This window comes from Streptomyces albus subsp. albus (assembly GCF_000725885.1).
Lineage (GTDB): Bacteria > Actinomycetota > Actinomycetes > Streptomycetales > Streptomycetaceae > Streptomyces > Streptomyces albus.
The window spans coordinates 102,380-123,320 of the sequence record NZ_JODR01000006.1 but is presented as its reverse complement, the minus strand read 5'-3'; the positions used below and the strand labels follow the sequence as shown (position 1 = coordinate 123,320).

General features: G+C 72.9%; 20 protein-coding genes. 11 read left to right on the top strand and 9 right to left on the bottom strand.

The genetic code is table 11. The features are described 5' to 3' along the window. The first annotated feature begins 49 nt into the window (after positions 1-49). The 4 genes from IO40_RS0107820 to IO40_RS0107805 all read left to right on the top strand — a co-directional run bounded on the left by IO40_RS0107820 (position 50) and on the right by IO40_RS0107805 (position 3,692). Entirely contained in the window at positions 50-673 is a 624-nt protein-coding gene (locus IO40_RS0107820) for a response regulator (protein ID WP_016467107.1), read from the top strand. A gap of 417 nt (positions 674-1,090) precedes the next feature. Next, positions 1,091-1,888 carry an FAD-binding oxidoreductase gene (locus IO40_RS0107815; protein ID WP_016467106.1) on the top strand — a complete coding sequence of 266 codons (798 nt, stop codon included), beginning with the start codon at positions 1,091-1,093 and terminating at the stop codon, positions 1,886-1,888. A gap of 121 nt (positions 1,889-2,009) precedes the next feature. Then, entirely contained in the window at positions 2,010-2,780 is a 771-nt protein-coding gene (locus IO40_RS0107810; protein ID WP_016467105.1) for an O-methyltransferase, read from the top strand. Between the two features lie 66 nt (positions 2,781-2,846). Continuing rightward, entirely contained in the window at positions 2,847-3,692 is an 846-nt protein-coding gene (locus IO40_RS0107805) for a class I SAM-dependent methyltransferase (protein ID WP_016467104.1), read from the top strand. 188 nt (positions 3,693-3,880) lie between these two features. Here the strand turns inward: IO40_RS0107805 and IO40_RS0107800 are convergent, their stop codons facing one another. From IO40_RS0107800 to IO40_RS0107770, 7 genes are all read right to left on the bottom strand, one after another. Next, positions 3,881-4,345, bottom strand: a complete 465-nt coding sequence (locus IO40_RS0107800; protein ID WP_016467103.1) for a VOC family protein — start codon at positions 4,343-4,345, stop codon at positions 3,881-3,883. A gap of 37 nt (positions 4,346-4,382) precedes the next feature. After that, a complete protein-coding gene (locus IO40_RS0107795) occupies positions 4,383-5,450 on the bottom strand; it encodes a pyridoxal phosphate-dependent aminotransferase (RefSeq protein ID WP_016467102.1) in 1,068 nt (355 codons plus the stop codon). Positions 5,451-5,532: 82 nt separating this feature from the next. After that, complete coding sequence (locus IO40_RS0107790) at positions 5,533-5,928, bottom strand: cupin domain-containing protein (protein ID WP_031029232.1); 396 nt, start codon at positions 5,926-5,928, stop codon at positions 5,533-5,535. Then, positions 5,925-6,914 carry an SAM-dependent methyltransferase gene (locus IO40_RS0107785; protein ID WP_225843356.1) on the bottom strand — a complete coding sequence of 330 codons (990 nt, stop codon included), beginning with the start codon at positions 6,912-6,914 and terminating at the stop codon, positions 5,925-5,927. The genes IO40_RS0107790 and IO40_RS0107785 overlap by 4 nt, the downstream gene beginning before the upstream one ends. A 193-nt stretch (positions 6,915-7,107) precedes the next feature. Next, positions 7,108-8,226 (bottom strand): NAD(P)/FAD-dependent oxidoreductase, encoded by a 1,119-nt coding sequence (locus tag IO40_RS0107780; RefSeq protein ID WP_031029229.1) that lies wholly within the window; start codon positions 8,224-8,226, stop codon positions 7,108-7,110. Beyond that, positions 8,219-9,178: a cucumopine synthase-related protein gene (locus IO40_RS0107775; RefSeq protein ID WP_031175129.1), complete on the bottom strand. Its 960-nt coding sequence runs from the start codon at positions 9,176-9,178 to the stop codon at positions 8,219-8,221. The genes IO40_RS0107780 and IO40_RS0107775 overlap by 8 nt, the downstream gene beginning before the upstream one ends. A gap of 190 nt (positions 9,179-9,368) precedes the next feature. After that, positions 9,369-10,520: an MFS transporter gene (locus IO40_RS0107770; protein WP_157846432.1), complete on the bottom strand. Its 1,152-nt coding sequence runs from the start codon at positions 10,518-10,520 to the stop codon at positions 9,369-9,371. On the opposite strand from IO40_RS0107770, the gene IO40_RS0107760 reads away from it, so the two are divergent. The 5 genes from IO40_RS0107760 (at position 10,467) to IO40_RS0107740 (ending at position 15,484) form a co-directional block, all read left to right on the top strand. Further along, complete coding sequence (locus IO40_RS0107760; protein WP_236707221.1) at positions 10,467-11,387, top strand: FecCD family ABC transporter permease; 921 nt, start codon at positions 10,467-10,469, stop codon at positions 11,385-11,387. The genes IO40_RS0107770 and IO40_RS0107760 overlap by 54 nt on opposite strands. After that, entirely contained in the window at positions 11,384-12,502 is a 1,119-nt protein-coding gene (locus IO40_RS0107755; protein WP_016466976.1) for a FecCD family ABC transporter permease, read from the top strand. Before IO40_RS0107760 ends, IO40_RS0107755 begins: the two co-directional genes overlap by 4 nt. Before the next feature lie 7 nt (positions 12,503-12,509). Continuing rightward, positions 12,510-13,325 carry an ABC transporter ATP-binding protein gene (locus tag IO40_RS0107750; RefSeq protein ID WP_016466975.1) on the top strand — a complete coding sequence of 272 codons (816 nt, stop codon included), beginning with the start codon at positions 12,510-12,512 and terminating at the stop codon, positions 13,323-13,325. A gap of 103 nt (positions 13,326-13,428) precedes the next feature. Then, entirely contained in the window at positions 13,429-14,604 is a 1,176-nt protein-coding gene (locus tag IO40_RS0107745; RefSeq protein WP_031175125.1) for a baeRF2 domain-containing protein, read from the top strand. A gap of 79 nt (positions 14,605-14,683) precedes the next feature. Continuing rightward, complete coding sequence (locus tag IO40_RS0107740) at positions 14,684-15,484, top strand: SGNH/GDSL hydrolase family protein (RefSeq protein WP_016466973.1); 801 nt, start codon at positions 14,684-14,686, stop codon at positions 15,482-15,484. A gap of 106 nt (positions 15,485-15,590) precedes the next feature. Here the strand turns inward: IO40_RS0107740 and IO40_RS0107735 are convergent, their stop codons facing one another. Beyond that, positions 15,591-16,481 carry an SGNH/GDSL hydrolase family protein gene (locus IO40_RS0107735; RefSeq protein WP_031175124.1) on the bottom strand — a complete coding sequence of 297 codons (891 nt, stop codon included), beginning with the start codon at positions 16,479-16,481 and terminating at the stop codon, positions 15,591-15,593. A 392-nt stretch (positions 16,482-16,873) separates the two neighbouring features. Between IO40_RS0107735 and IO40_RS0107730 the strand changes: the two genes are divergently transcribed. After that, the gene (locus tag IO40_RS0107730; protein ID WP_051698390.1) at positions 16,874-17,464 is read left to right on the top strand and encodes a CAP family protein; all 591 of its coding nucleotides are present in this window, start codon (positions 16,874-16,876) and stop codon (positions 17,462-17,464) included. Positions 17,465-17,652: 188 nt separating this feature from the next. Here IO40_RS0107730 and IO40_RS0107725 read toward each other — a convergent pair whose 3' ends face one another. Next, complete coding sequence (locus tag IO40_RS0107725; RefSeq protein WP_033228795.1) at positions 17,653-19,764, bottom strand: prolyl oligopeptidase family serine peptidase; 2,112 nt, start codon at positions 19,762-19,764, stop codon at positions 17,653-17,655. Between the two features lie 152 nt (positions 19,765-19,916). Between IO40_RS0107725 and IO40_RS0107720 the strand changes: the two genes are divergently transcribed. Continuing rightward, positions 19,917-20,864 (top strand): FAD-dependent oxidoreductase, encoded by a 948-nt coding sequence (locus IO40_RS0107720; protein WP_031175122.1) that lies wholly within the window; start codon positions 19,917-19,919, stop codon positions 20,862-20,864. The last annotated feature ends 77 nt before the right edge of the window (positions 20,865-20,941 follow it).

Here is a 20,941-nt window from a genome sequence, read left to right as displayed (position 1 = left end):
GTGACGAACAGTCCAATCAACTGTTGATCGACTAGTTCACGGGAGCAGTGTGATCACAACAGCGACGTTGGAGCCGGCTCATGTCACACGCACAACCGTACTGATCGCAGGTGATCATCCGATATACCGGTCCGGTCTGCACATTTTACTCGACGGGGTGGAGTCGTTCCATGTCGTCGGTGAGTCCGGAACGGGGTCGGACGCGGTGGCCATGGCGCACACCCTGCGCCCCCAGGTCGTGGTGATGGACATCGTCCTGCCGGGGCAGAGCATCGCCGACGTGATCAGTCCGATCACCGGCTGTTGTCCCGAGACGGCAGTGCTGATCATCAGCCCGCTCGACGACCAGGAGGCCCTGCTGTCCGCGATGCGGGCGGGGGCCCGCGGCTACCTGCTCAACGGCGCACGCTGGCAGGACCTGGTCCTGGCCGTGGAGATGGTGCGCGCGGGCGGGCTCGTCTTCGACTCCTGCGCCTCGGACTGGGTCATCGAACACCTCAGCCGGCCGCTCTCGCCCATGCCCCGGTCCGCCGAACCGGAAAGGGGCCGGCGCGATGTGCTCGAACTGGTCCCCGGCCGGCGCGACGGGGTGTCCGGGCAGGCAGGCGACAGACTCCCCGGCGCACGCTGTGCACCCCCGCGTGCCGCAGCCCGGCGCATGACGCGCCTCTGAGGGACGGCACCGGAGAAATGGCGCGGTGAAATACGGGTGTCCGACCGGGCGGAATCCCCGGTCGGACACCTCCGCATGACAGAGAGTTCGCACAGTGGCCGCGAAAAGACTGTCCGGCAGAGTTCGTCCGGAAATCCAGATGTCCGTACCCGTCGCCGACGGCGGCATCGACTCACCTTGACCCCTCTCGCTTCATGCTTGTAATTTCGCGGAGAGGCATCGCGTTTCATGACATTTCTGGGCCGGCTGGGCGCGGGTGGAGATCGCCTTTTCGCGACGGTGTCCGGACGCCGGGCCCGGATCAGCTGTCCCAGCGTTGGAGTCCGGAGGATCGACGGCCGTGGACGAACGTCGGAAAGGGACACCTCGGTATCCGGTGGCCGGCGCCTCGTCGCACTTCACGAAGCGAGGACGACGATGAACGAGCGTTTCCACGCGTTACGGGTGTCCGAGGTGATTGTCGAAACCGAGGACGCCCGCTCGCTGGTCTTCGACGTACCCGACGATCTCACCGAGGAATTCCGTTACCGTCCGGGGCAGTTCCTCACGCTGCACCTTCCCGGGACGGACCGCGGCACGGTCACCCGGTGCTATTCCCTCTCGAGTTCCCCGCACACGTCGGACCCTTTGATGGTGACGGTGAAGCGGACACCGTCCGGCCGGGTCTCCGACTGGCTGCTGCGCAGTGTGCGGCCCGGCAGCGTCGTGCACGTCCAGCCGCCGTCGGGCCGGTTCACTCCCGCCTCGCTCGACGGGGACTTCCTTCTCCTGGCCGCCGGAAGCGGCATCACACCGGTCATCTCCATCACCAAATCGGTACTGGCCGCCGGCGCGGGCCGCGTCACCCTCGTCTACGCCAACCGTGACGAACGTTCGGTGATCTTCGCGGAGCGGCTGGGCCGACTGGCCGCTGCGCACCCGGACCGGTTCGCCGTGGTGCACTGGCTGGAGTCCCTCCAGGGGTTGCCGGACGCGGCCCGGCTGCGCACCCTGGCCGAACCCTTCCGCGACCGCGACGTGTTCGTGTGCGGCCCGGGCCCGTTCGTGGCCGGGGCGGTCGGCGCACTGGAGAGGCTGGGCGTCCCGCGGGAGCGGACACACCTGGAGGAGTTCCGGCCGCCGGGCGGTGCCGGGGGGCCGGACGCGCCGGCCGGGCGCGGTCCGTCCGCGGCGAGGCCGGCGTGTGCGACCCGCCTCCAGGCGGTGCTGCCTTGACGGCGGCTCCCGGACGGCGAAAGCCCGCAGCGGTGGTGCTGCCGCGGCGCCGCCCCGGCAGCCGTCCGTCACCGCGGCGGAACGGTATTCCCTGTGAGCAGACCCGGATCGGAGACCGGTGATGGCCAAGCGGCTGCGCATGCTGATGCGGATGGGGAACCTGACCCGGACGGGCCAGGTCGGTGACGGACGCGAGGAGGCACTCGCCGACCATGTCACCGCCCACGCCAGGCCCGGAGACATCGACGATGTGATCCGGGCGATCGACACCTACGCCTATCAGCAGGCCACGCTGATCAACATCGGTGACGAGAAGGGGCTGCTGCTCGACGCGGCGGTGCGGCGCGTGCGGCCCCGGCTCCTGCTCGAACTGGGCACGTACTGCGGATACAGCGCGCTGCGCATGGCGCGGGTCATGCCGCCGGACGCCCGGCTGTGCTCGGTCGAGTTCAGTGCCGCCAACGCGGCGGTGGCCCGCCGCATCTGGGACCACGCCGGGCTGGGGGAGCGGGTCACCGTGCTGCACGGCACGCTGGGTGACGACGGCCGCACGATCGAACGGCTCACCACCCGGCACGGCTTCGGTCCGGGACGGCTCGACTTCGTCTTCGTCGACCACGTGCGGGACGCCTACCTGCCGGATCTGCGGCGCATCCTCGACCGGCGCTGGCTGCACCCGGGCTCGGTCGTGCTGGCCGACAACATGAAGGTGCCGGGTGCCCCGCGCTACCGCGCCTATCTGCGCGAGCGCGAGGGCACCGAGTGGCGCACCCGCGAACACCACGCCCACGTCGAGTACCAGACCTTGGTCAAGGACCTGGTGCTGGAGTCGGAGTACCTCCACGCTCCGTCCGGCGCCGAAGCGGGCGAAACGGCTGATCCGCCCGCGTGACCACGAACGTGCTTCCGGGCGGAACCGGAAGCGCCGGACATCAAGCCCTGACGAAAGGACCGACCAGTGACGGCGACGGCGGACAAGACAGCGATTCGGGTCGCGTTGTGGCGGGCCCTCCACGTCCAGGCCGACCCCCTGCCGCACGTGTTCGACGACGAACTCGGTGCGCGGCTGGCGGCGCCGGACGCCGACTGGCGCTCCCGGCCGGACATGGACCCCGCCACCAGTGCCCGGGCGCGGGCGTCCATCGTCGCCCGCGCCCGCTTCACCGAGGACCTTGTCGTCGAGCAGGCGAGCCGCGGCGTCGACCAGTACGTCATACTCGGCGCCGGCCTCGACACCTTCGCGCAGCGGCGGCCGGAGGGCGCCGGTGCCGTGCGGGTCTTCGAGGTCGACCAGCCGGAGACGCAGGAGTGGAAGCGGCGGCGCCTGAGCGAGCTGGGCTACGGCATCCCCTCTTCGCTGCGGCTGGTGCCGGTGGACTTCGAACAGGAGGAGTCGTGGTGGACGCGTCTGACGGAAGCCGGCTTCGACCCGGCCCGGCCTGCCGTGCTGGCCTGCTCCGGCGTCACCATGTACCTCACCGAGGACGCGGTGGCCCAGACGCTCCGCCAGGCCGCGGCCCTCGCCGAGGGCTCCACCCTGGCGATGACCTTCATGCAGCCGGTCGAACTCGTGGATGCTCAGGAGCGGCCCGCCCGGGAAGGGGTGGAACGCGCCGCCCGCGCCGACGGCACTCCCTTCCGCAGCTTCTTCGGGCCCGACGAGATCCTCGCGCTGGCCAAGGAAGCGGGGTTCCGGCACGCGGAACACATCTCCGCCGGTGATCTCGCCGCGCGCTACTTCGCGGACAGGACCGACGGGCTCCGGCCGTCCACCATCGAAGAACTGCTGTTGGCCACCACCTGAGCCTCCCCCGGGGCCGGGGCCGAGCAGGCTGATCGGAGGTGGCTCGGGGCGGCCTGCTCGGGGCGGCCTCCTGGCCGCAGACGCACGAGCCGGCCTGCGGGGCGTTGTCAGCCCGGCAGGCCGGCTCCGTGGTCGCGTGCTGCCGCAGCCGCCTGCTGTACCCAGCAGCGCGCGGTGTCCGGCAGGTCTCAGCTCTTCCCTCGGAGATACGCGTCGGCGCGGCGTCGGAACTCGGCCGGGCTCACCTCCTCGACTCGGCTCGCGATCGTCCAGCGGTGTCCGAACGGGTCGATGACCTGCCCGGTACGGTCACCGAAGAAGTGCACCTGGACGGGCCGCTTCTCCTCCGCGCCGGCCTGCGTGGCCCGGGCGAAGGTGGCGTCGACGTCCTCCACGAACAGATACAGGGTGACGGGCGTGCCCCCCAGGACCTTGGGGCCGGGCAGCCCGGTCGCGGGGGACTCGTCGGACAGCATCACGATCGTGTTCCCGATCTGGATCTGCGCGTGCGGGACCGTGCCGTCGGGCGCGGTGTACCGCGACAGTTCCTTCGCGCCGAACGCCCGGGAGTAGAAGGCGATCGCCTCGTCGGTGTCCGCGACCGACAGATAGGCCGTCAGTTCCGCGTAGCCGTCCGGAATCGGCTTGACCACGGTTGTTCCTCCAGAAAGTCGTCGATGCGTGGTGCGGCTAGCGCGAGCCGGCGGTGACCCGGTCCAGCGCGTCCAGGAAGCCGCGCAACTCCTCCACGGAGCCGAGGGAGACGCGCAGGTGACCAGGGAAGCCGAACATGCCCGTGTCGCGCACGAGAATGCCGTGGTCGCGGGCCAGCACGTCCTGCGCCTCGGCCGAGGCGGCGACCTCGACGGCCACGAAATTTGTGACCGAGGGCAGGTAGCGGTAGCCACGCCGCTCCAGTTCGGCGCAGAACCACTGCCGCCGCGCCGCGCTGTCCCGCCGGACGCTGCCGAGGAACTCCTGGTCGTCGAGCGCCGCCAGTGCCGCCGCCTGTGCGGCCCGGTTGACGCTGAAGGGCAGCACGGTCAGGGTCCGGCGCACCTCGGCGATGAGGTCGGCGGGCCCCAGCGCGTAGCCGATCCGCAGGGCGGCCAGCCCGTACGCCTTGGAGAAGGTGCGCAGTGCGAGCACCGGGGTGTCCTCGCGCAGATGCGTCCGCGCCTGCGGCTGGGCGGGGGGCCCGAACTCGTGGTACGCCTCGTCGAAGACGAGCGGCGTACCGCTGTCCCGGGCCGCCGCCACCAGGCGGTGCAGTTCGTCGTGCGTCAGCGCGCTGCCGCACGGATTGTGCGGGTTGCACACGTAACCGATGCCGCACCCGGGCAGACGGTCGGCGAAGGCCGCCGTGTCGGTCCCGGACCCGGCGAGCGGGACCTGGACGGCGCCCCGGCCGATCCGCTCCAGCGCCGCCAGATAGCCGGGGAAGGTGCCGGCGGTGACCAGACCGGGGCTGCCCGGGTCGCCCAGGGTGAGCGCGGTGGCGAGCACCAGTTCGTCGCTGCCGTTGGCCACCGCGATGTGTTCCTCGGGCAGCTCCCAGTGCCGGGCGAGCGCCTGGACCAGCCCCTCCCGTCCGGGCGCCGGATAGCGGTTGATGCGCTCCAGTTCACCCGTCACCGCGGCCACCGCCGCGGGGCTGGCACCGTAGGGGCTCTCACTGAGGTGCAGCCGCACCAGGTCGTCGGCCGACGGCACGCTGGCGTTGTAGTTCCGCGTCTCCTGGCGGACCGGAGCGGTCATCGGACCACTCTCCGTTCCGCGGCCCCCGGTGCCGGGGGAGTGGCACGGTGGCGTGTACGCGGCGGAGGCTGAGGCGTGGAGCTCACAGGCGGTCCCCCACCAGGATGCCGAAGCAGTAACTGCCCACCGTCGCCTCAAGGGTGAGGAAGCAGTGCTCGCTGCCGGCCGGGATACGCATCACCGCGGGCGAGACCAGTTCATGGCGGACCCCGTCGAGGTGCACCTCGATCCGGGCCTGGCCCGGCTCGGGCGAGACGAGGAAGTAGAGCTCGTCCACCTCGTGCACATGCGGCGCGGCGACGGGCTTGCCCACGAGCTTGCTGAGTTCGCCGCCCGCCAGTTGTACCGGGAGCCCGCCGAACATGTCCGCGGTGAGGTAGAACGGCGCGGGCTGGTGGTGCCCCGCCACCGCGAGCGGGACGGGCAGCGCGGTGACGATCTCCGCGTCGCTTCCGGCCGCCTTGTCCTGTACCGTCACGACGCCTCCAGAACGAACAGGTAGGTGTGCGGGGCGCCGAACGGCACGCTGCGGCGCAGCTTCATCCCTCCCCGCTCGAAGAGTTCCTCGTACTCCTCACGGGTGTGGAGCGGGACCCCCATCAGCGCGTGCGCCAGTTCGAACCCGCTGGAGAAGACCGGCAGCCGGCCGTCACCTTCCTCGTTCCGCGGCCTGATCGTGGTGTCGGCCAGCAGGAAGGTGTGCGCCCGCGGGAAGGCCTTGCGCAGGCGCGGTACGACCTCTTCGCGGCGCTCCGGAGCGGCCAGCAGGTCGTGCAGGAACATGAAGCTCATCACGACGTCGGCCGCGTCGCCGCCGTCGATCTCCTGCCCGTTGAAGAGGATGTCCAGCACGTCCGCGCACACCGGCTCCACCGTGCCGGCCAGTCCGTACCCGGCCACGGTGTCGCGGGCCAGCTCGGTGGCGGGCCGGCTGATGTCGATGCCGATGCCGCGCGTGCCCGGGCGCGCCTTGACCAGCCGGGAGACCCGCTCGCTGACCCCGGCTCCCAGATCGACCAGGGTGCGGAAGTCGATGCCGGCGATCTCCTCGTCGAGGATGTGGCGCATCAGCGCCGTGTCCGCCTGGGCCGAGCCGAGCGCGACCATGCCCTCGTCGCGGTGCAGGTCGACGCCGAAGCGGCGTTCGCCGCGGGCGACGGGGGCGGCACTCGCGAAGATGTCGTGGTAGCCGCCGACGCCCCAGGTGAAGAAGCCCAGGTACCGGGCGACGTCCTCACCGACGGACGTCGCCCGGACCTGTGCTCCGCGGACGTCGAGATAGCCGAACGACTCCGCGGCCCCGACCAGTGCCCGGAAGACGGCGGAATCCAGGCCGTTCGTTTCGCAGAACCGGTCCATGTCGAGGGATTTCTCGTCCCGCAACAGCTCGAAGACCCCCAGTCGTTCGAGCCCGTGCAGCACATTCGCGCAGATGTAGCCGTTGAACGCGGTGTCCGGGTTCAACGGGGTCGGTGCCTGGCCTTGCCATTCCGAAGGAAGCGTGTTCAGCGGCGACACTCGTTCACACCTCTCTGTTCGCACCGCGGGTTGCCGGCCCGACGGCGGAGGCCGTGCCTCGGACGCCCTCCGCCGTCGCCGCCCCGCGGCTGGGGAGCGGCGGGCAGCGTGTCCCGGCTGCCCGCCGCGGGATGTGGGCTCAAGCCGGTTTGGCCGCCAGGTTCGTGGCCACCGAGAAGGGGCTGAGGTCGACACCGGGCCGGTCACCGCGGTACAGGTCGCGGATGATGCGGCCGGTGATCGGCGCGTGGGCCAGCCCGTGGCCGGTGAACCCGGCCGCGAACAGGATGCGCTCGTGCTCCCCCTCGCCCCGGCCGATCAGCGCCGACTTCGTGGGCGTGACGTCCAGGGTTCCGGTCCAGGCGCTGTGCAGCTCCACGTTCTCCAGCTTCGGATACCACTTCGGGAGCTCGTCGACGGCGGCCTTGAACCAGATGTCCCGCATGCCCTTCTGCTTGGAGATGCGCTCCAGACCGACGAGGAAGGACTTGCCCATCCCCATCGTCTTGAGCCCGGAGACCGGGTGGAACGTGAAGGGCGTGTCGGTGTCGCTCTCGGAGATCGGATCGGTGTGCAGCAGTTCGGCGAACTGGCCCCACACCGGCAGCTCCATGCCGGTCAGCTTGGCGACCTCGCCGCTCCACGGTCCGGCAGCGATGACGACGGCGTCGGCGGTGAAGTCCCCCCGCGTGGTGGTCACCTCACCGGTACGCGCGTCGAGGCCGGTCACGGTGGTTCCGCTCAGCAGCCGTGCGCCGAGTTTCTCCGCGGCATCCGCGTACCCCTTGACCAGGGCTTCCGGCTTGAGGCGGTAGCTGTCCGGGGACCAGACGGCGGCCTCGATGGTGTCGGGGTCCAGCCAGGGGTTGTACTCGCAGGCCTGGTCGGCGGTCAGCAGCTCCAGGTTGACGCCCACCTCGCGGTGCGCCGGCAGCAGCGCCTCGATCTCGGCCGCCTGCTCCGGGCTGGTCAGCACGGTGAGCAGGCCCAGCTCCGCCAGGGCGAGGTCGGTGTCCATCTTCTCGGCGAACGAGCGGAACTCGGCGAGGCTCAGCGCCGCCAGTTCCGAGTCGTGGACCTTCTTGGGGAAGTAGGTGCGGAAGGCGCGCGCGGTCTGCGACGTCGTCGCGGTGCCGAACTGCTCCTTCTCCAGCAGGACGACGTCGATGCCGGCCTTCGCGCAGTGGTAGGCGATCGAGACGCCGATGACGCCGCCGCCTATGATCAGCAGCTCGGTCTGGTTCTTCCGGTCAGGCATGCGCACTCCTCGTGATGGTCGGACGGAAGGTCCACGTGTCGCCCCCCAGCTCCCACGGGAAGAGCTGCAGGTTCCACGCGCCGAGAGCGTTGGTGTAGGTGGCCATGTGGGACATCAGCGCGATGAAGTCCTCACGGGAGGTGGTCTCGGCGAGCAGGGCCACCATGTCCTGGGTGAGGTCCCACAGCGTGTTCAGCCCGCAGTAGCCGAGGAACTCGGTGGGCTTGACGAGCAGGATCTTGGCCATCTCGACCAGCGCGCTGAGCGGTACGTCGGTCAGACGGGCGGCCCGGACGAGTCCGGTGTGGGAGACGTAGCCCAGCGGCCGGGTCTCGCCGTTGATGCAGACGAGGGTGGTCAGCACCGAGTTCTTCGTGCCCGCTCCCTGGTCGAAGCGGCCCTCGTGCGCGGCGACCAGTTCGTCGGTCGGCTCGATGAGCACCCGCTCCGTCTCCGCGGCGATCCGCTCGATCAGGTCCCGGGCGCTCGCGGACTCGGCGGGCATACGGCGGACCCCGTGACCGGCCTCGCCGTCCACCCGGCGCACCTGCGCGATGATCGGAGCCCCGTTCCCGTGCACGGAGTCCCAGACCATCTGGCCGATCTTCGGCAGCGCGTCGACGTCCTCGGGAACCACGGAACCGATCGGTGAGGTGGGCATCGGTTCGGTGAGGTCCCCGTACTTGATCGTGAGGTGCTGCACCGAGGAACAGAACACGGTGCCGTTGGGCTGGATCTTGCGGTCGACGCGGTGGTCCGGCACGGCGTGGAGGAGGTCGTGCGCCGGGGGAACGTGATAAATGCAGTCACCGGCGACGAGTGCATGCCCCTGCAAGGTCTGATAGGGGAGCGCTGCCCACAGCGGCTCGACGAGTTCGGCATTACGGCCTTCGTCGAGAGTGATACGTACCTTGGCGCCGATCGACTGCCAGGCGATCTCGATTTGGCGCATTATTCCTACCCCGTTCTACTCGGTCCCTCCGATGACGCGCACGCGTTTCGGAAGAAGTGGAGGGCCGGTCGGATAGTGACGTGGGGACGTTATCAGCGCCCGGAATCCCGGGGTAGGGAAAAACTTCCACCGCCCGCGACCAGCCGCGCACTTTGTCACGTCGATATCGCGGTGAAAAACTTGCTGTTTGTCAGTCCCGGCGCTTCCGCTGTGCCCGCACCGGTATTCCGGTCCCCGACCTGACATATTCCGGCGCCGCTGTTTCCGGCCGGGAGGGCCGCAGCGCCGAGGCGCACACAACGGCGGCCAGCGAGACGGCCAGCGGAAGCACCGCCGTCTCCCGCAGCGCCTCGGTGAGCCCTTGGCGGAACACTTCGGCGGCCACCTGTCCGGCCTTGTCGGCGACCTCGGGCGGCAGCCCGGACGGCAGGGCGTCGGTCACCGCCCGGCCGCTGTGGACGTCGAGCGCCGTCAGACGGCCGAAGTGCCCGGTGAGCGCGTCCCGTGCCTCGTGCGGCAGCCCGTCGGCGCGCTGTGCCGCGAGGCGGGGCAGCGCGGTGCCGAGCCGGTTCTGCAGCAGCGCGCCGACGGCCGCACTGCCCACCACGGCGCCGAGCTGGCGGGTGGTGTTGAACACGCCGGACCCCGCACCGGTGAGCGCCGGCTCCAGGTCACCGACCGCCAGCTTGGCCATCAGCACGAAGACACAGGCGATGCCCACGCCCGCGGCCACCAGCGCGGGCACGAACTGTCCCGGCCCCGCCCCGGCACCGGTCCGGCCGGCCACCACGGTCAGCCCTGCCGCGTAGCAGGCCAGACCGAGGACGAGCAGCGCCTTGCGGCCCACCCGCTCGCCGATCCGGTCGACGAAGGGCGCCGCCACCCCGGAGGCGAACGACGCCACCGCCAGGACCACTCCCGCCTCACCGGGCGAAAGGCCGCGCACGGCCTGGAGGTAGAGCGTCAGCGGCAGCATGAGCCCGGCCATCGCGACGCCGAAGCAGAGCATCACGGCGTTGGCGAGGGCGAAGTTGCGGTCGGCGAACAGCCGCAGGGGGACGAGCGGATGGCGCGCCCGGCGCGGTGCACGTCCGACGCCCCGTTGCAGCACGACGAAGGCGGCCAGGAACACCACGCCGAGGGCGAGCAGCAGCGGGATGGTGACCGGGCCGGCGACGGTGCCCCACCGGTAGCGCTCGCCCTCCAGGAGCCCGAAGCTGACCGCGAGCATGGCCAGACAGATCAGGACGAGGCCGGGCAGGTCGATCCGGTGGGTGCCGCCCGGCCGGTGCCGCGGGGCGAGCGCCAGGGCCGCGACCGCGGAGAGGGCGCCGACGCCCAACTGCGGCTCGCCGTCCTCGACGTACGGCTGCCCCGCACCCTCGCCGCCGTCCTGGTCGGCCTCTGCCTGGGCACCGCCGGCTGCCTGCTCCAGGCCGCCACCCGCAACCCGCTCGCCGAGACCGGACTGCTGGGCGTCAACTCCGGGGCCGCGTTCGCCGTCGTCGTCGGCCTCACCTTCTTCGGCACCGACTCCTCCGCCGGACTGCTGGCCTGGGCCCTGCTCGGCGGTGTCACCGCCAGCGCCGTCGTCCTCCTGCTCGCCGCCACCGGACGCACCGCGGGCTCACCACTGCGGCTCGTCCTCGTCGGCTCCGCACTCGGCGCCACCTTCCACGGACTCACCTCGTGGGTCCTGCTCGGCACCCGGTCGACGTTCGACACCTACCGCTACTGGACCATCGGCTTCCTCGCCGGGATCGAGACCGGCCAACTGCTGCCGCTGCTGCCCTGCGTACTGGTCGGCCTGGCCGTCGCGCTGGCCTGCGCCCGGCCGCTGTCCGCCCTCGGCCTCGGCGACGACAGCGCCCGCTCGCTGGGCCACCACCCCGAACGCATCCGGCTGGTCGTGGCCGGCGCCGTCTCGCTGCTCGCCGGATGCGCGGTCGCCGTCGCCGGACCCATCGCCTTCCTCGGGCTCCTCGCCCCGTACGCGGCCCGCACCGTCGCCGGTGCCCGGATGACCGCCCAGATCGTGCTGTCCGCACTCGTCGCCGCCGACGTGCTGCTGGCCGCCGACCTGCTCGCCCGCCTCGTCATGCGCCCCTGGGAGACGCCGGTCAGCGTGCTGCTGGCCTTCGTCGGCGGGCCGCTGCTCGTGTGGATCGCCCGCTCCCGCCGCCTGTCCACCGCCGGAGCCGCCGCATGACCGGGCCCAGGTCCACCCCCGCCGCCCCGCACCACCGCACGGCCGGCCCCCGGCCCACCGCACCCGACCGGGACCTGACCCCGCCCGACAGCACCCCGCTGCGCACCGGCACCCTCTCCTGGCTCTTCCCGCACCGCAGCGCACTCGCCGCCGCGCTGCTCCTCCCCCTGCTCGCCCTCGTCATCACCCTTGCCACCGTCGCCAGTTCGACCGGCATGAGCGTGCTGGACACCGTCTCCGGACTGCTGGGCACCGGCGATCCGGGCACCGTGATGATCGTGCGCGACTTCCGGCTGCCCCGGCTGTGCGTGGGCCTGATGGTGGGGGCCGCCCTCGGCGTCTCCGGCTGCCTCACCCAGACCCTGGCCGGCAACCGGCTGGCCACCCCCGACATCATCGGCGTCAACGAGGGCGCCACCGCAGCCGTCGTCGCCTCCGCCGCGGGTTCCGCCACCGGCATGGTCGGCCACTGGTGGCTCGGCCCCGTCGGCGCCGTCGCCGCCGCCGTGCTCGTCGTCCTGTGCGCGGGCGGCGCCGGCACGGCCGGCTACCGCGTCCTGGTCGTCGGCATCGGCGTGTCCACCGTCGTCGGCGCCGTCAGCGACCTGATCATGTCGCGCGAGAACGACAACACCGCGGGCGGTGTCTTCCTGTGGACCGTCGGCAGCCTCAACGGACGCGACTGGAGCGCCGGCACCCCGTTCCTGATCGCCCTCGCCTTCCTGCTGCCGCTCAGCCTCGCCGCCGGGCACCGGCTCCAACTGCTGCGCTTCGACGACGAGGTGGCCGCCTCGCTCGGAGCCGACCTGCGCCGCCTACGCGCCGCCGCGCTCGCCCTCGCCGTGGCCCTCGCCGGGCTCGCCGTCGGCGTCGGCGGACCCATCGCCTTCGTGGCACTCGCCGCGCCCGTCCTCGCCCAGGCACTGTGCGGCCCCACCCGCGTGCCCGTCCTCGTCTCCGCACTCACCGGCGCGGCACTCGTGGTGGCGGCCGACGCGCTCGGCCGGGTCGCCGCCCCCGTCGAACTCCCCGTCGGCGTCGTCACCAGCGTCCTCGGCGGACCCTTCCTGCTGTGGGTCCTGCTCCGCTCGGACCGCACCACCGGAAAGGCCTGAACCCGCCATGACCGACACCACACCGGGCCTTCAGGTCCGTGCCCTGCACGCCGGTTACCCGGGCCGGCCCGTCGTCCGCGACGTGGAGCTGACCGTCCCCGCCGGACAGGTGGCCGCCGTCGTCGGCCCCAACGGCTGCGGGAAGTCCACCCTGTTGCGCACCCTGGCCCGCCTCCACCGTCCCGCCTCGGGCACCGTACGGATCGCCGGCGACGACATCTGGGAGCTGAACCGCCGCCGCGCCGCGCACCGGGTCGCCCTGCTGCCCCAGTCGCCGCGCGCCCCCGAGGCCGTCACCGTCGCCGGGCTCGTCCGCTACGGGCGCCACCCCCACCAGGGGCTGCTGCGCCAGTGGTCGCGCCAGGACGAGGAGGCCGTCCGCGAGGCGCTGGAGGCCACCGGCACCCGCGAGCTGGCCGCCGAACGCCTCGACGAACTGTCCGGCGGCCAGCGCCAGCGGTGCTGGCTGGCCATGGTGCTGGCCCAGCGCACCCCGGTCGTCCTCCTGGACGAGCCGACCAGCGCCCTGGACGTGGGGCACGCCGTCGATGTGCTCTCCCTCGTCCGGCAGGTCGCCGCGGGCGGCCGTACCGTCGTCATGGTCCAGCACGATCTGACGGCCGCCGCCCGCTACGCCGACACCCTCGTCGCGATGAAGGACGGCCGCGTCCTGGCGCAGGGGCGGCCCCGCGACACCGTCGACGAGACGCTGGTCAAGGAGCTGTACGACGTGGAGTCCGACATCCTTGCCGCCCCCGCCGACGGCGCGCCCGTCGTCGTGCCCCGCCCCCGCGCCGCCGGAGCCGCACCGGGCCGGGACTGAAGCCGTCACCCGTCCGGGTGGCGGACCGCGCGCGGCACTCCCACACTGGGAGGGAACGGCCGCGCGTGCGCCGCGGGCCTCCGCGTACGGACGAGGAGGAACGGTGAGGCTGCCCTTTCTCGACCCCCTGTACGCCACCGAGGGGGCCGTCGCCAGCGTCTACCTGGACACCTCGCGGGACACCGGCGACCCCGACCGGGCCGTCGAGCTGCGGTGGCGGCACGCCCGTCAGGAGCTGACCGCCCAGGGCGCCGACGCGCGGACCCTGGCGGCGCTGGCCGACGGTCTGGACGCGGACCGGGAGGTGTCCGACCGGCACGGCCGGGCCCTCTTCTGCGCGGACGGGCAGCTCGTGCTCGCCGAGGAACTGCCGCAGCCGCCGGCCCGGGACACCGCCCGCTACAGCCGGGTGCCCGACGCCATGCCGCTCGCGGTGCAGCACGCACCCGACCTGCCGTACCTGGCCGTCTCCGTCACCCGGCAGCGGGGGGTCGGCGGCCGGCCCGCGCCGTCGGCGGACACCGGCCCCGGCGGCCCGGCCTCAGAGGCGATCGAGGGCGCACCGGGGGCCGGGGACGAGATCGTCGTGGGCGTGCAGGCGGGACGGTGGCCGATGAGCCGGGTGGCCCCCGGGCCGGTCACCTGGCACCGGTTCCCCGCCGACGCGTGGCAGCGGGGCGCCGCCCGCCTCGCCGGAACGGTCAACCGCATGGCCGACGAGAGCGGCGCGCAGGCGATCGTCGTACGCGGCGAGGAGGGCGACGGCTGGGCGCAGGGCGTGTTCGTCAACCGTCTGCCGTCCAAGCTCGCGAGCCGCGTCATCACCGTCGAGGGCACCGGCCCGCCCGTCACGGCACCGGGCCGGGCACTGCTGGAGGACGATCTGGCCACCTCGCTCGACGGCAGGCTGAACGAACGGGACCTGCTGCACATCGACCGGTTCCTGGCGCAGCGCGCCAGGGACCGGGCCGCCTGCGAGGGCATGACCGCCGCCGTCGCCGCGCTCCAGCGCGGACAGGTGGAGGCGCTGCTGGTCAACCTGCCGGGGGTGGCGCCGCAGCAGCTGTGGGGCGGACCCCGGCCCACCCACATCGCCGCCTCCGAGGAGGACCTGTGGGTCTTCGGCGCCCCCTCCGCCCGTGCGGAGCCCGTCGAATCGCTGCTGATCCGCGCCGTCGTGGGAACGGGCGCCGAACTGGTCGTGGTGCCCCGCGACGAGCTGGCCCTGGCGGACGGGGTCGGCGTCCTGCTGCGCTACGCCGCACCGGCCGCGCCCTGACCGGAACCCCGGACTCCAGGCGGCCCGGCCGTACGTCTCGGTAGCCCCGGCTGTACGGCGCGCGGTGCCGCCTGATGAAATGCTGTATGTGACAGGTAAGTGGTCAGCGGATACGGCAGCCCCTACCACGTCGTACGTGGCGATCGGGGACAGCTTCACCGAGGGTGTGGGGGACCCCGGCCCCGACGGCGTGTTCGTCGGCTGGGCCGACCGGCTCGCCCGGATGCTCGCCGGACAGTCCCCCGACGGCTTCCGCTACGCCAATCTGGCCGTACGCGGGCGCCTGCTGCAACAGATCGTGGACGAACAGGTGCCCCGAGCCCGGGAACTCGCCCCCGACCTGGTCACCTTCTGCGCGGGCGGCAACGACATCCTGCGGCCCGGCACCGACCCGGACACGCTCGCCGGGATCTACGAGGCGGCGCTCGCCGAACTGCTCACCACAGCCGGCACCGTGGTGGTGTGCACGGGCTTCGACACCCGCAGCTTCCCCGTCCTGAGCCTGCTGCGGGGCAAGATAGCCACCTACAACGCGCACCTGCGCGCCGTCGCCGACCGCCACGGCTGCCCCGTCCTCGACCTGTGGTCGCTGCGCGCGGTCCAGGACCGCAGGGCGTGGGACGAGGACCGGCTCCACCTCTCGCCCGAAGGGCACCGGAGGGTGGCGCTGCGGTGCGCCGAGGTGCTGGGGATCGAGACGCCGGACCACGCCGACGACCCGTGGCCAGGACCGCAGGCGGCAGGCTCGCGCCGGGACGATCTGCTGTGGGCCCGCCAGCACCTGCTGCCGTGGATCGGCCGGCGGCTGCGCGGCGAGTCCTCCGGCGACAACGTCGAGGCCAAGCGCCCCGACCTCGCCCCGCTCTCCACCGGGAACTGAACCGGCGCTCCGAGCGCGACACCGCCCTGCGCTGCTTCCTGGCCCTGACCCTGGGCAGTCTTCCGGCGCGGGCCGGGCCCGCGCGGCAGGCCCGGCCCGTCGCTGCTCAGTCGCGTACGGCCGCCAGCAGCGCCTGCGACATGGCGCGGTGGCCCGCGGAGTTGGGGTGGAAGCCCGACCCGTCCACGGCCTGCAGCGGTTCGACCCAGCGGGTGCCCTGCGGCTTGCACAGGTCGTGCCCGACGGAACCGGTGTAGGTGTCCACGTACTCGGCGCCGCCCGCCGCGGCCCGCTCGGCGAGCATCGAGTTGAGCCGCTTCTCCGTGTCGCGGAGCCACGGCGTGTCGCCCTTGGCCAGCGAGACGACAGCGGGGCAGTTGCTCCCGTCCTCGGGCAGCAGCGCCGGGTACCCGACGACGAGGACCCGGGCGCCGGGCGCCCGGTCGCGGATGCCGCGCAGCACCGCGTCGATCTTCGGTGCGGTCTGCTGGATGCGCGCCGCGAGCTGGTCGGCGCCGCCCAGCGAGTAACTGGTCTTGCAGGGAGAACCGTTGGGCACCAGCGCGCCGAGGATGACACAGCGCGTGACGATGCCGGCGAACCCGATGTCGTTGCCGCCGATGCCGACGGTCACCAGATCGGTGTTCTTGTCGAGGGCGTCGAACTGCGGGGGAGCGGTGCCCTGCGGCTTGGTCATCTCCTCCGTCGTGGCACCCCCGCAGCTGACGTCGGTGAAGGCACCTGGCGACAGCTGGGCCGCCGCCAGGCTCGGGTAATTGTGGTTCGACCGTGCGCAGTTCTGGTCCGTCTGGTCGGGAACGCCCGGCCCCGAGGTGTAGGAGTCACCGAGGGCCACGTAGTGGGCCACGGCGGCGGTTCCCGCTGCGCCGCCCTCGGCCGCCGCGGCGGAGGGCGCGGCGGCCAGGGCGAGAGCGGCCGTGGTGGGCAGCGCCACCCCGGCCGCCAGCGCGGCCCGGACTCTCGTGGATGCGTACATGTCCACCTCACAGGTGTGACGACGGAACGGGAAGGCTGGTGAACGGAGCACCGGACGGGCCGGCGGGACGCGCGAGGGGCGAAGGTCGGCGGGGGAGCGGCTGACGGGGCGGTACCTGCCCGGCAAGGCGCGGCGGGAAGGCGCACCGGGTTCACGGCCGCGCGCCGGGACCCGCGGCCGGGGAGAAGGCGCCGCCGCGCTGGGCACCCCCGGGGTCTACCGAGCAGTAAGAGTGGCCACGCCCCGCACCGGCGTCAATACCCGTGCGCCGCCGCCGTACTGGAACCGGCCGCATCCGTCCCGCCCCGCCTGACGCGGCGGCCCCAGTGTCCTTTTCGGCTCCCCCGCGTTGCTGAGGCAGAGCGCTCTCACCCGAGACACGAGGAGACGACATGCCCCGACTCCGGCGCACCGCCGCGGTGATGTCCGCGGCGAGTGCCTTCGCGGCGCTGACGACCGTGGTGGGCCCGGCCGGGCCCGCATGGGCGCGCGACCCGCTGCCGCAGCGCACCGACCAAGCCTTCCAGCAGGACTGTCTCAAGACGCACAACGCCTACCGGGCCCGGCACGGCGTCCCGCCGCTGACCGTCGATCCTCAGCTGGTCGCCTACGCGGCCTCGCGGGCCGACGAGATCACCCGGTTCGAAGGGCTGAACGAGGGCCACCGGGGGCTGGAGCCCGGCCACGGGGAGAACCTTCACTGGTCGGGCAGTTCGGTGGCCGGGCGGATGGCCTCCTGCAAGGACGCGGTGACCCGGTGGTACGACGGGGGCCGCACATACGACTACGCCAAGCCCGGCTTCAGCGGCGAGACCGGCTTCTTCACCCAGGTGGTGTGGAAGTCCACCACCAGGATCGGCTGCGCACGCGCCGCGGGCAGAGGACCGCAGTGGTACGAGACGTACATCGTGTGCAACTACACGCCGCCCGGCAACTTCTCGGGCCGGTTCAAGGAGAACGTCCTTCCGCCCCGGAGCCGGTGACACCGTGGCGAGCGGGGCACCGGCCCGCTCGCCACGACGCACCGTCCACGACGCACCGTCCACGACGCACCGTCCACGACGCACCGTCCACGACGCGCTCCCGCGGGGGACCGGCGCCGGCCGTCCACCGCCCACCCCGCCGAGGGGGCCGGCCCGGCAGCAGAAGGCCGATGGCTGCCCACCGGGCATCAGCCGACGGCACGTCCGAGCCGCCGGCCAGATCCTTCGGAGGAAGGGGTCCGGTCGGCTGCCCGCACCTTCTCCGGCACCCGGCCCTCGGCCGTCAACGTCCGCCACAGGAAGGTGTGGACCACCGCCTCGACGAACGACGCCTGTTCGTGGTCGGAGGCCCCCGAGTGACCCCCGCCGGTGTTCTCGAAGTACCGCACCGGCAGCCCCTTCTCGCGCAGCAGCGCGGCCATCTTCCGGGCGTGGCCCGGATGCACCCGGTCATCCCGGGTGGAGGTCGTCAGCAGCACCGGCGGGCACCCCCGTGCGGGGTCCAGATTGTGGTACGGGGACCAGCGCAGCAGATGCTCGCGCGCCCCGGGATCGTCCGGGTCCCCGTACTCTGCCGTCCATGAGGCGCCCGCCAGCAGCCGGTGGTACCGCAGCATGTCCAGCAGCGGCACCTCCGCGACGACGGCACCGAACAGCTCCGGGTACCGGGTGAGCATGACCCCCATGAGCAGGCCGCCGTTGCTGCCGCCCATGATGCCGAGCCGGCCGGCGGTGGTGATGCCGCGCGCCACCAGATCCTTGGCCACGGCCGCGAAATCGTCGAAGGCCAGGTCCCGGTGCGCTCCCAGCGCCGCCCGGTGCCAGTCGGGCCCGTACTCGCCGCCGCCCCGGATGTTCGCCACCACGTAGGTGCCGCCGCGCTCCAGCCAGGCCCGGCCGGTGACCGAGGAGTGCGACGGGGTCAGCGACACCTCGAAACCGCCGTAGCCGTACAGCAGCGTGGGCGCCGGCCCGTCCTGCCGCTCGGGGCCGACCACGAAGTAGGGGACCCGGGTGCCGTCCGAGGACACCGCGAAGTGCTGCCGCACGCCCAGTCCCTCCGCCGAGAAGAGGGCCGGTGCGTGCTTGAGCGTCTCCACGCCCTCGACGCCCGCCACGGTCCGGCACAGGGTGGCCGGCTGGAGGAAGCCGCTGACCGAGAACAGCACCTCCTCGGCCGTCTCGCCCTCCTCCCCCTCCCAGGCGGTCGCCCGTACCGCCGCCGTGGACAGTTCGGGCACCTCGCCCAGCGGGCTGCGGGACCAGCTGCCGCCCTCGTGCGGAGTGAGCACGTGCAGGCGGGAGGAGACATCGGTGAGGGTCTCCAGGACGAGGTGGCCGCGCGTGGTGGCGTACCCCTCCAGCACCGTGCGCTCGTCCGGGACGAACAGCACCTCGTGCTCCCGCCCGCCCCGGAGGAAGGCGTCGAAGCCGAAGGCCAGCAGCGCGCCCGCGGGCCGGCCGAGCCACGGCGAGCGCAGGCTGACCAGCAGCCACTCACGGTGCACCGTGGCCACGGCGTCGTCGGGCACCTCGATCCGCACCGGGTCCGCGTCCTCGTACAGCACGAAACGCTCGCTGTGCCAGAAGTCCCGGTGCCGGACCGCGAGCCGGCGCTCGAAGCCGGGCGACGGATCGTGCCAGGCGGCGACGGACACGTCCTCGTGCCGCCCCTCGAAGACGACCGGTGCCGCCTCCAGCGGTGTGCCGCGCCGCCAGCACCGGACGGTGCGGGGGTAGCCGGAGGCGGTCAGCGAGCCGGGCCCGGTGTCGGTGCCGACCAGGATGTGGTCCTCGTCGATCCAGCTCACGGACGTCTTCGCCTCCGGGAGCCGGAAACCGCCGGGCACGAACGTGCGGGTCTCCATGTCGAACTCGCGGACCACGGTGGCGTCCGCGCCGTCCCGGGACAGTTTCACCAGGGCGCGCCGCCACCCGGGCCGCAGCACCGAGGCGCCCGCCCACACCCAGGGCACGTCCTCCTGACGGGCCAGCGCGTCCACGTCCACCACGGTGTCCCAGCGCGGCTCGGCGCGGCGGTACTCGTCCAGCGTGGTGCGCCGCCACACGCCGCGCACATGGGTCGCGTCACGCCAGAAGTTGTACAGATGCGGGCCGCGCCGCGTCACGTACGGGATGCGGGCGGTGTCGTCCAGCACCTCCCGCACCTCCCGTCGCAGCGCCGCGAACCCGGGGTCGGCGGTCAGTTCCGCGACGGTCTCCGCGTTGCGCTCCTCCACCCAGGCCAGGGCGTTCTCGCCCTCGATCTCTTCCAGCCACAGATACGGGTCGTCCTCCATCACACCTCATTCTGACCCGGCGCCGTCCGGCCGCGTTCCCCCGCACGCTGCCCGGCGTGCTCGTGACAGGGTGGCCGGTACCCGGTCCGGCGCACCGGTCCGGTGCCGGACGGACGTTCCCGGGAGGCGTACAGACGGTGGAGGAGTCGCGGATGCGGGCGGAGCTGGCCGTCGTCGGCGGGGGGCCGGCGGGTGTCGCGGCCGTACTGATGGCGGCCGGTCTCGGGTTGCGGACGACGCTGGTCGAGGCCGGGCGGGTGGCCGGCAAGGTCGCGGAGATCGGGGCGCTGGACAACGTGCCCGGAGGCTGGTCCGACGGCGCCGCCCTCGCCCGGGCGCTGGCCGCGGACATCGGCCGGCTCCGCGCCGCCGGCCGGTGCACCCTGGTGTCCGGGCGCGCTTTGCGGGTGCGGGCGTGCGAGGAGGGGACGGAGACGGAACTGGCGGACGGCCGCGTCCTGGCCGCGGACGCCGTGCTCGTGGCGACGGGCGTCACCGCACCCGACCCCGGCGACGTGCCGTGGCTCGACGCGCCGCGAGGACTGCGGCTCCCTCCGCTGTGGCGGAGCGTGCCCGAGCGGATCGCGTCCGGGGCGGCGCCCGCCGTGGTGCTGGGCGCCGACCGCCCCCTCGGAACCTGGCTGCGCGCCCACCCGGACGCCGCCGTACGCCTCGACGTACTGCACTCCGCCGCCGACGCCCACAAGACGGAAGAGGTGGCCGGCGACAGCAGGGTCCGGCTCACCGAGGTTCGGAGTGCGACCGTCACCGAGGAGGACGACGGCCTCTTCCACGTCACGGCCGTCCCCGCGCACGGCGCCGCCCGTGCGCTGCGCACCGCCACACTGCTCGGCAACCTCGGCTCCCGTCCCGCCCTGCTCGGCGGCGATCTGGTGCCCGGCCCCGACGGCTACTGCGACCCCGCCGCCCAGCATCCGCGCATCCTCGTCGCGGGAGACCTCCGCTCCGCCCGCTACCAGCGCATCGTCACCGCGCAGGGCTCCGGCGCCGAGGCCGCCCTGGGCCACTACTACGGGGCCCGGGGCGTAGGCGACACGAACCAGGCCCCCGCCCGTCGCCGTTCCCGCCCGGACGCCTGACGGAGGGCCGGGCCCGCTGCCGTTCCCCGTCCCCGGCACATGCCCCGGGGACGGGAACGGCACCGGGGACGGGAACG